This is a genomic window from Streptomyces sp. Inha503, assembly GCF_047215865.1.
GTDB lineage: Bacteria > Actinomycetota > Actinomycetes > Streptomycetales > Streptomycetaceae > Streptomyces > Streptomyces lycopersici.
Genome location: NZ_CP178360.1, coordinates 11,027,716 through 11,038,722 on the forward strand (window position 1 = coordinate 11,027,716; position 11,007 = coordinate 11,038,722).

1 protein-coding gene and 1 pseudogene are annotated in these 11,007 nt (G+C 72.3%); both read left to right on the plus strand.

Translation table 11 applies throughout. The features are described 5' to 3' along the window. Positions 1 to 3: 3 nt before the first annotated feature. A pseudogene (locus ACJX2R_RS45675) lies at positions 4 to 1,338 on the plus strand (SDR family NAD(P)-dependent oxidoreductase); the annotation flags it as partial. A 45-nt stretch (positions 1,339 to 1,383) separates the two neighbouring features. Next, on the plus strand, positions 1,384 to 11,001 hold the full coding sequence (locus ACJX2R_RS45680; RefSeq protein ID WP_413104903.1) for a type I polyketide synthase: 9,618 nt from the start codon (positions 1,384 to 1,386) through the stop codon (positions 10,999 to 11,001). Positions 11,002 to 11,007: the final 6 nt, after the last annotated feature.

Below are 11,007 nucleotides of genomic sequence, written 5' to 3' on the forward strand. Positions count from 1 at the left end.
CTGATCACGGGTGGTACGGGTGGTCTGGGCGCGCTGCTGGCCCGTCATCTGGTGGTGGAGCACGGTGTTGAGCGTCTGGTGCTGACGAGCCGTCGTGGCGTGGAGGCGCCGGGTGCGGCGGAGTTGGTGGCGGAACTGGCCGGGCTCGGTGCCGAGGCACAGGTCATGGCGTGCGATGTCGCCGACCGGGCGTCGGTGGAGAGCCTGCTGGCGGGTATCGGGTCGGAGCATCCGCTCTCGGCCGTGGTGCATGCGGCCGGTGTGCTGGACGACGGCGTGGTGGAGTCGCTGACGCCGGAGCGGGTGGACAAGGTGCTGCGTCCGAAGGTGGACGCCGCGCTGCACCTCCACGAGCTCACGCGCGACCTCGACCTCTCCGCCTTCATCCTGTTCTCCTCCGTCTCCGGCACCTTCGGTGGCGCCGGCCAGGCCAACTACGCGGCGGGCAACGCGTTCATGGACGCCTTGGCCCAGCACCGCAGGGCCGCCGGGCTCCCGGCCGCCTCGCTCGTCTGGGGACCGTGGACGCAGGACGGCGGCATGACCACCGAACTGGCCGACGCCGATGTCACCCGGATGACCAGGACCGGCATGGTCGCCCTCACCCCCGAGGCCGGACTCGCGCTGTTCGACGCGACCCGCGATCTCGACGGTGCCGTCCTGGTGCCCATGACGATGGACATGTCCTCGCTGGGCGAGCCGGTACCCGCGCTCCTGCGTGGACTGGTGCGGGCCCCGGCGCGCAGGACCGCCGAGGCGGGCGCGGCGAGCACCACGGCGGACCCGACCGCCGAGCTCAAGCAGCACCTGGCCGGGAAGTCCGAGACGGAGCGCGAGCGCATCCTGGTGGACCTGGTGTGCGATCAGGTGGCCGTCGTCCTGGGCTATGCGTCGGGGCAGGCGATCGAACCCGGACACGCGTTCAAGGACCTCGGCTTCGACTCCCTGTCGGCCGTCGAACTGCGCAACCGGCTCAACGCGCTCACCGGAACGCGGCTGCCGGCGACCCTGGTGTTCGACTACCCGACCCCGGCGGTGCTCGCACGGTTCCTGCGCGAGGAGGTCACTCCCGCGGACGGGCCCGCGACCGAGCCGGTCTTCGGAGAACTCGACCGGCTGGAATCCACCTTGTCGGCGCTCGGCTCCGACAGCGAGACGCACGCCAAGGTCATGGAACGGCTCCAGGGCCTGGTGGCGAAGTGGTCCGCCGGCGGCACCGGGCCGGTGTCCGGCGCCGCGACGGCGCCGGCCGACGACGCGGACGACGACAGCGAGATCGAATCGGCCACCGCCGACGAGATCTTCAAACTCATCGACGACGAATTCGGAATGTCCTGACGTGGCGAGCTGGAACTCACAGAGTGTTTCAAGGGGCTGGGGATAGTGGCGGAAGACGAAAAACTCCTTGACTACCTCAAGAAGGTGACGGCTGACCTGCGTCAGGCTCGTCGGCAACTTCGACAGGTGGAGGAGCGGGACCGGGAGCCCATCGCCATTGTGGCGATGAGCTGCCGGTACCCGGGAGGTGTGAAGACCCCGGAGGAGCTGTGGCGGCTCGTCGTCGAGGGCGGCGATGCCATCACCGAGTTCCCTCCGGACCGGGGCTGGGACGTCGACGGCTTCTTCGACCCGGACTCGGAGCGATCCGGCACCTTCTCCGTCCGTGAGGGCGGATTCCTGGAAACCCCCGGCGACTTCGACCCCGGCTTCTTCTCCATGAGCCCGCGGGAGGCGCTCGCCACCGACCCCCAGCAGCGGCTGCTGCTGGAAACCGCGTGGGAGGCGTTCGAGCGAGCCGGAATCGACCCGGCGTCGGTGCGGGGCAGCCAGGCCGGTGTGTTCGTCGGCGCCTCGCCCTCCGGCTACGGCGCCGGAGTGAGCGAGATGCCCCCGGACGTGGAGGGGCTGATGCTCGCGGGCAACGCCACCTCCGTGGTGTCCGGGCGGGTGGCCTACACCCTGGGCCTCGAGGGGCCCGCCGTCACGGTGGACACCGCGTGCTCGTCGTCGCTGGTGGCCCTGCACTGGGCCTGCCAGGCGCTCCGTCAGGAGGAGTGCTCACTGGCCCTCGCGGGCGGCGTGGCCGTCATGTTCACCCCCAGCATGTTCGTCGAGTTCAGCCGCCAGGGCGGGCTGGCCCCCGACGGACGGTGCAAGGCGTTCGGCGCGGGCGCCGACGGCACGGGCTGGGCGGAGGGCGTGGGCCTGCTGCTCCTGGAGCGGCTCTCGGACGCCCGGCGCAACGGACACCCGGTCCTGGCCGTCATCCGGGGCTCGGCCATCAACCAGGACGGCGCGAGCAACGGGCTCACGGCGCCCAACGGCCCCTCGCAGCGGCGGGTGATCCGCCAGGCGCTGAGCAACGCGGGCCTGACACCGGCCGATGTGGACGCGGTGGAGGCGCACGGTACGGGTACGTCGCTGGGCGACCCGATCGAGGCGCAGGCGCTGATGGCCACCTACGGCAAGGAGCGGCCGGAGGACAAGCCGCTGTGGCTGGGTTCGCTGAAGTCCAACATCGGCCACTCCCAGGCGGCCGCCGGTGTCGGTGGCGTCATCAAGATGGTGATGGCCATACGGAACGGTGTCCTGCCCAAGACACTCCACGCGGATGAGCCGTCCAGCCAGGTGGACTGGTCGGAGGGCGATATCCGGCTGCTGAACGAGTCCACCCCCTGGCCCGAGTCGGAGCAGCCCCGGCGGGCCGGCGTGTCCTCGTTCGGCATCAGCGGGACGAACGCGCACGCGATCCTGGAGCAGGCCCCGCAGGCCGAGGCCGCTGAGGAGGCCGAGGCCGAGGTCGCCGATGGCCCGGTGGCCTGGGTGGTGTCCGGCCGGAGCGCTGCGGGTCTGCGGGCACAGGCGGGCAGGCTGCGGGAGTTCGTGGCGGCCCGTCCGGAGCTGGGCGCCGCCGATGTGGCGTTCTCTCTGGTGGGGACGCGGTCGGTGTTCGAGCACCGTGGGGTGGTGACGGGGGCCGACCGCGAGGAGCTCCTGGAGCGGCTGGGCGCGTTGGCGGGGGATGAGGTCGCCTCGGGTGTCACGCGTGGTGTGGCGGACGTGCGCGGCCGCTCGGTGTTCGTGTTCCCGGGTCAGGGGGCGCAGTGGGTGGGGATGGCGGTGGGGCTGCTGGAGTCCTCGCCGGTGTTCGCGGAGGCGATCGGTGAGTGTGAGACGGCTCTGTCCGCTTACGTGGACTGGTCGCTGACGGATGTACTGCGCGGGGTTGACGGTGCCCCCGGCTTCGACCGGGTGGATGTCGTTCAGCCGGTGTTGTTCGCGGTGATGGTGTCGTTGGCGAGGCTGTGGCGTTCGGTGGGTGTCGAGCCGGATGCCGTGATGGGTCACAGTCAGGGTGAGATCGCGGCGGCCTGTGTCGCGGGTGCGCTCTCGCTGGAGGACGCCGCGAAGGTGGTCACCCTGCGGTCGCAGGCGATCGCGGTGGGTCTTGCGGGTCGTGGTGGCATGGTGTCGGTCGGCCTGTCGGCGGATGCGGCCAAGGAGCGTATCGCCGCCTGGGACGGCGCGATTTCCGTCGCGGCGGTGAACGGCCCGGGTTCGGTCGTGGTGTCGGGTGACCCGGGTGCGCTGGATGAGATGGTGGCCCAGCTGGAGGGTGAGGAGGTGCGGGTCCGCCGGGTTCCGGTGGACTACGCCTCGCACTCCGCCCACGTGGAGGCGATTCACGAGGAGCTGCTGAAGGTCCTGGCGGACATCACGCCGCGTTCGTCGGAGGTGCCGTTCTACTCGACGGTGTCCGGTGAGCTGGTGGACACCGCAGGGCTGGACGCGGAGTACTGGTACCGCAACCTCCGCCAGACCGTCGAGCTGGAAGCCACCACCCGCGCACTGCTCGGCAAGGGACACACCACCTTCATCGAGGTGAGCCCGCACCCCGTGCTCACCCTTCCCGTTCAGCAGACCGTCGAGGCCGCCGAGGCCCAGGCCGTGGTCGTGGGCACGCTGCGGCGTGACGAGGGTGGCCTGGAGCGGTTCCTGACCTCCGCCGCCGAGGTGTTCGCGCGTGGCAGGAAGGTCGACTGGCTCACCACACTGGAGGGCCGTGGCGCCCGCCGTGTCGAGCTGCCGACCTACGCCTTCCAGCGCGAGCGCTACTGGCTGGACGGCTTCGGCCTGCCGCCCAGTGGGAGCGTGGCCGATGGCACCGGCTCCGTCGACGCGCGGTTCTGGGACGTGGTGGAGCGCCAGGACCTGGAGTCGCTGGCGGGGACGCTGGCCGTCGACAGCGAGGCGCCGCTGAGCGCGGTGCTGCCCGCCCTCTCCGCGTATCACCGCAACAACCGCGACCAGTCCACGATCGACGGCTGGCGCTATCGGGTGGCGTGGAAGCCGTTCCCCGGCGCCGCCGACGGCTCGCTGTCGGGCACGTGGCTGGTGGTGGTTCCGGCATCCCGCGCCGAGGACGAGCTGGTCCCGGAGGTTGTCGCCGGGCTCGAGCGGCACGGTGCGGGCGTGGTCCCGGTCGCGGTGGACGAGCGGGACCTGGACGCGGACGTGCTGGCCGAGCGGCTGCGCGAGGTGGCCGCGGAGACGCCAGAGCTGGGCGGTGTGCTGTCGCTGCTCGCCCTGGACGAGGAGCCCTGCCCGGGCCACCCGGCGCTGTCGGGCGGCTATGCGCTGACCCTGACGCTGGTGCGGGCCATGGTTCAGGCGGAGCTTCCGGCCCGGTTGTGGTGCGGTACGCGCGGCGCCGTGTCCGTGGGCCGTTCGGACCGGCTCACCAGCCCGGCGCAGGCGATGATCTGGGCACTGGGCCGGGTGGCCGGTCTTGAGCTGGCGCCACTGTGGGGCGGTCTGGTCGATCTGCCCGAGTCGCTGGACGGGCGCGGTGCGGCGAGGCTGGCCGGTGTGTTGTCCGCCGAGGGCGGCGAGGACCAGGTCGCGGTGCGCGGCTCCGGTGTCTTCGTACGCCGTCTGGTGCGGTCCGCCCCGGCCGTCGGCGAGGAGACGTCATGGCGGGCGCGTGGCACGGTGCTGGTCACCGGCGGCACGGGCGGGCTCGGCGGCCAGGTGGCCCGCTGGCTGGTCCGTAGCGGTGCCGAGCACCTGGTGCTGACCAGCCGTCGCGGTCTGGAGGCCGAGGGCGCCGCCGAGTTGAAGGCGGAGCTGGAGGGCATGGGTGCCGAGGTGACGGTGGCCGCGTGCGACGCGGCGGACCGCGACGCGCTGGCCGCCGTCCTGGCCGCCGTGCCGGAGCACCAGCCGCTCACCGCAGTGGTGCACGCGGCGGGTGTCACGATCGCGGCCTCCCTGCTGGAGACGGAGCTCGCGGACGCGGCCAGGGTGGTATCCGGCAAGGTCGCGGGCGCCGTCAACCTGGACGAGCTGCTCGGCGACCGTGAGCTCGACGCGTTCGTGGTCTTCTCATCCATCTCCGGTGTGTGGGGCGGCGGCAACCAGGGCGTCTACGGCTCCGGCAACGCCTTCCTGGACGCGTTGGTGGAGCAGCGCCGTGCCCGGGGTCTCGCGGGCACCGCCGTCTCCTGGGGCCCGTGGGCCGAGGGCGGCATGGCGACCCGGGACGACGCGGGGGAGCAGCTGGCGCGGCGTGGACTGCCCGCGATGGCACCCGAGTTGGCGATCGCCGCCCTGGAGCGTGCGGTGGCCGGTGGCGACGGTGTGGTGACGGTCGTGGACGTGGACTGGGGGCGGTTCGCGCCCTCGTTCACCGCGGTCCGCCCCAGCCCGCTCCTGAGCGACCTGGACGAGGTCCGGGCGCTGGAGACGAAGGGCGACGGTGGCGAGAGCGCCGACGCCGCCGGGGCCCAGCTGCGCGAGCGGCTGAAGCCCCTCACCGAGGGCGAGCGGGACCGGGCGCTGCTCGATCTGGTGCGCAAGCACGCCGCCGCCGTGCTCGGATACGCCTCCGCGGAGATGGTCGAGCCGAACCGGGCCTTCCGCGATCTGGGCTTCGACTCGCTGACCGCGGTGGACCTGCGCAACCGGCTGGCCGCCGAGACCGGTCTCAGCCTGCCCGCCACGCTGGTCTTCGACTACCCCAGCGCCACCACGCTCGCGGCGCATCTGCGCACCGAGGTGCTGGGCACCTCGTCCCCGGCGGTGGCCACCGGATCCGGGACTCCCGCCGGGGTCGGCGCGGACGACGAACCCATCGCGATCGTCTCCATGAGCTGCCGTTTCCCCGGCGGGGTGCGGAGCCCGGAGGACCTGTGGCAGCTGGTCGAGAGCGGCGGCGACGCCATCTCGTCCTTCCCGTCGGACCGCGGCTGGGACCTGTCGGGCATGTACGACCCGGATCCGGACCGGCCGGGCACCTTCTACGCCCGTGAAGGCGGATTCCTCTACGACGCGGGCGAGTTCGACCCCGGGTTCTTCGGGATCTCGCCGCGTGAGGCGCTGGCGACCGACCCACAGCAGCGGCTGCTGCTGGAGACCTCGTGGGAGGCGTTCGAGCGGGCGGGCATCAACCCCGCGTCGGTGCGGGGCAGCCAGGTCGGTGTGTTCGTCGGCTTCTCGGGCTCCGGATACGGCACCAACCTGGAGACGGTGCCCGAGGACGTCGAGGGCCATCTGCTGACCGGCAACTCCGGCAGCGTGGTATCCGGCCGTCTCTCCTACACCTACGGCCTGGAGGGCCCCGCCGTCACGGTGGACACGGCCTGCTCGTCGTCGTTGGTGGCCCTGCACCTGGCCTGTCAGTCGCTGCGTCAGGGCGAATGCTCCATGGCGCTGGTGGGTGGTGTGGCGGTGATGGCCACTCCGATGGCGTTCGTCGAGTTCAGCCGGCAGGGCGGGCTCGCCCCGGACGGCCGCTGCAAGCCGTTCTCGGCCGCGGCGGACGGTACGGGCTGGAGCGAGGGCGCCGATGTGCTGCTCGTGGAGCGGCTCTCGGACGCGCGGCGCAACGGCCACCAGGTACTGGGCATCGTGCGGGGCTCGGCGGTGAACCAGGACGGCGCGTCCAACGGTCTGACAGCCCCCAACGGCCCCTCGCAGCAGCGGGTGATCCGCCAGGCGCTGGCCAACGCCGGGGTGTCGGCCGCCGAGGTGGACGCGGTGGAGGCACACGGCACGGGTACGTCGCTGGGCGACCCCATCGAGGCGCAGGCGCTGCTGGCCACCTACGGCAAGGAGCGCCCCGAGGACCGGCCCCTGTGGCTGGGCGCGCTGAAGTCGAACATCGGACACACCCAGGCCGCGTCCGGACTCGCCGGCATCATCAAGATGATCATGGCGATGCGGCACGGTGTGCTGCCGAAGACGCTGCACGTGGACGAGCCGTCGCCGCAGGTGGACTGGTCGGCGGGCGAGGTGCGGCTGCTGACCGAGGCCACCGAGTGGCCCGAGACGGGTCAGCCGCGCCGGGCCGGTGTCTCCGCGTTCGGTGTCAGCGGCACCAATGCGCACGCCATCATCGAGCAGGCCCCGACGGACGCGGAGGACGAGCGACCGGCCGAGGTGACGGCTCCCGACGACCGTGGCGCGGCACCCTGGACGCTCTCCGCCCGGAGCGCGGACGGGCTGCGCGCCCAGGCGCGGCGGCTGCGGGCGCATCTGACCGCACGGCCGGAACTGAGCCTGAAGGACGTGGGCTACTCCCTGGTCGCCAGCCGGTCGGTGTTCGAACACCGTGCCGTGCTGACGGGTGCGGACCGTGCGGAGCTGCTGCGCGGGCTGGAGGCCGTCGCGACCGGTGAGGAGGCCCCCGGGGTCGTGCGCTCGGTCGCCACTCCGAGCGGGATCACCGCGTTCCTGTTCTCGGGTCAGGGTGCGCAGCGCCTGGGCATGGGGCGGGAGTTGTATGAGGCGTTCCCGGTGTTCGCGCGGGCGCTGGATGAGGTGTGTGCGCATCTGGATGTGGTGCTGGACCGTCCGCTGAAGGACGTGATGTTCGCGGTGGAGGGGAGTGTGGATGCCGAGTTGCTGGATCGGACGGCGTTCACCCAGCCCGCGCTGTTCGCGGTCGAGGTGGCGTTGTTCCGGCTGCTGTCCGCGTGGGGCGTGGTGCCGGATGTGGTGATCGGTCACTCCATCGGTGAGATCGCCGCGGCGCATGTGGCGGGGGTGTTCTCGCTGGAGGACGCGTGCACGTTGGTGGCGGCTCGTGGTCGGCTGATGCAGGCGTTGCCGGAGGGTGGCGCGATGGTGGCTGTCGAGGCGTCGGAGGAGGAGGTTGCTCCGTCGTTGGCCGGTCGTGAGGCCGAGGTGAGTGTCGCGGCGGTCAACAGCCACACCTCCGTGGTCATCGCCGGTGACGAGGCGGCGGTTGTGGAGATCGCTGAGCGGTGGGCGGAGCGGGGGCGTAAGACTCGTCGGTTGCGGGTCAGTCACGCGTTCCACTCGCCGCGTATGGACGCGATGCTGGGCGACTTCCGCAAGGTCGTCGAGGGGCTGTCGTACGCGCCGCCCTCGATCGCGCTGGTGTCCAATGTGACGGGCAAGTCGGCGGGCGCGGATGAGGTGTGCTCGCCCGAGTACTGGGTGCGCCATGTCCGCGAGGCGGTGCGCTTCGCGGACGGGATGCGCTCCCTGGAGAACGCGGGCGCGACCAGGTTCTTCGAGGTGGGCCCCGACGGTGTGCTCTCCGCGATGGCACGCGAGTGCCTGACGGCGGAGGAGACCGCGGCTCCCCTCGTGGTGCCCGCGCTGCGCAAGGACCGCCCGGAGGCCCAGGCGCTGACGGCGGCTCTGGCCGAACTCCATGTCCACGGCGTCACCGTGGACTGGGAGGCCCTGTGCGCCGGCCAGGACGTCCGGCGGGTCGAGTTGCCGACGTACGCCTTCCAGCGACAGCGCTACTGGCTGGACGCTCCGGAGAGCGACGACTCCCCCGCACCCGCCGCCGCGGATTCGGTCGACGCCCGGTTCTGGGACGCGGTCGAGCGTGAGGACTTGGAGGCGCTGACCACCGCGCTGGACGTGGACGGAAACGCCTCGCTGACCGAGGTGCTCCCCGCCCTGTCGTCCTACCGCAAGGGTCATCGTGAGCGGTCCACGGTGGACGGCTGGCGCTACCAGATCGCGTGGACTCCGGTGTCCGAGCTCTCGGAGCGGGCGCTGACCGGGACCTGGATGGTCATGGTTCCCCAGTCGTACGCCGACGACGAGCTGGTCACCTCCGCGGTGACCACGCTGGAGCGGCAGGGCGCGGAGGTGGCGCGGATCGAGCTCGACGGCGCGGCCCTCGTCGACCGCGCGGCGGTCGCCGAGCGGCTCCGCACGGCGGCCGAGGGCGCGTCCGACGCGGCCGTCAGCGGGGTTCTCTCCCTGCTGGCCCTGGACGAGAGTCCCAGCCCCGGGCACGCGGTCGTGCCGCGAGGGCTTGCGCTGAACCTCGTCGCGTTGCAGGCACTCGTGGACGCCGGTGTCGAGGCCCCGCTGTGGGTGGCGACACAAGGCGCCGTGTCGGTGACCGGGTCCGACACCCTGCGCAGCGCCGCCCAGGCGCAGATGTGGGGCCTCGGCCGGGTCGCCGGTCTGGAGCACCCCCGGCTCTGGGGCGGTCTGGTCGACCTCCCGGAGACGCTGGACGAGCGGGCCGCGAACCAGCTGTCCGGTGTGCTGGGCGGAGGCGCGGGCGAGTTCGAGGACCAGGTGGCGGTGCGCACGTCCGGCGTGTTCACCCGGCGCCTGGTGCGGGCCACCGCGCCGCGGACCACGGCCCGGCCGTGGAGCGCGCGCGGCTCGGTGCTGGTGACCGGCGGCACCGGGGGAGTGGGCAGCCAGGTGGCCCGGTGGCTGGCCGGCGCCGGCGCCGAGCACCTGGTGCTGACCAGCCGCCGAGGCCTGGAGGCCGACGGCGCGGCCGAACTGCGCGACGAGCTCACCGCGTTGGGTGCCGAGGTGACCATCGCGGCCTGTGACGCGGCCGACCGCGATGCCCTGGCCGGCGTACTGGCCGCCATCCCGGAGCGGTATCCGCTGAACGCCGTCGTGCACGCGGCGGGCGTCCTGGACGACGGTGTCCTGGACTCGATGTCGGTGGAGCGGGTCGCGGGCGTGCTGCGTCCCAAGGTGGACGGGGCGCGCAATCTGCACGAGCTGACCGAGGGCCTCGACCTGTCCGCGTTCGTGCTGTTCTCCTCGCTCGCCGGAGCCATCGGCGGGGCCGGGCAGGGCAGTTACGCGGCGGCCAACGCCTACCTCGACGCCCTGGCGCAGCAGCGCCGGGCCCAGGGCCTGGTGGCCACCTCGGTGGCCTGGGGCCCGTGGGCCGAGGGCGGCATGGCGGTCGACGGGGCGCTGGAGGACCGGCTGCGGCGCGGCGGCATGGCCGCGATGACCCCGGAGCTGGCGGTCAAGGCCCTCCAGCGGGCCCTCGACCTCCAGGAGACCCACCTGGCCATCGCCGACCTCGACTGGGAGCGATTCGTACCCTCCTACGTCGCTGTCCGGGCCAGCCGACTGCTCGACGAGGTGCCCGAGGCGCGGCGGATCCTGGAGGCCGCGATCGGCGGTGGTACCGCCGCGCAGTTCGAGACCGATGGCTCGGAGCTGCGCGAGCGGCTTGCCGGAATGTCGGAGGCGGAGCAGGAACGAGCGCTGCTCGACCTGGTCACCACACAGGTGGCGATGGTGCTGGGCTTCCCGTCGGTGGAGTCGGTCGAGTCCCAGCGGGCCTTCCGGGAACTCGGGTTCGACTCGCTGACCGCCGTCGAACTGCGCAACCGGCTGGACGCCGCGACGGGCCTGCGCCTGCCCGCGACGATCGTCTTCGACCACCCGACGCCCGTGGCGCTCGCCCGCCGGCTGCGTACCGACGTAGTCGAGGACGGCATCTCGGCGGCCGCACCGATCCTTGGCGAACTGGACCGGATCGAAGCGGCGATGGCCACGATCTCCGCCGACGACGTGGACCGGCCGAGGATCACGACGCGCTTGCAGACGCTCCTTCTGAAGTGGGGAGAGGCGGAGCAGGATTCCAGCAACTCGGGCAAGAAGGCGGTTTCGGACAAGATTCAGTCGGCGACGTCGGACGAGATGTTCGACTTCATCGACAAGGAGCTCGGGATCTCCTGAGCTGGC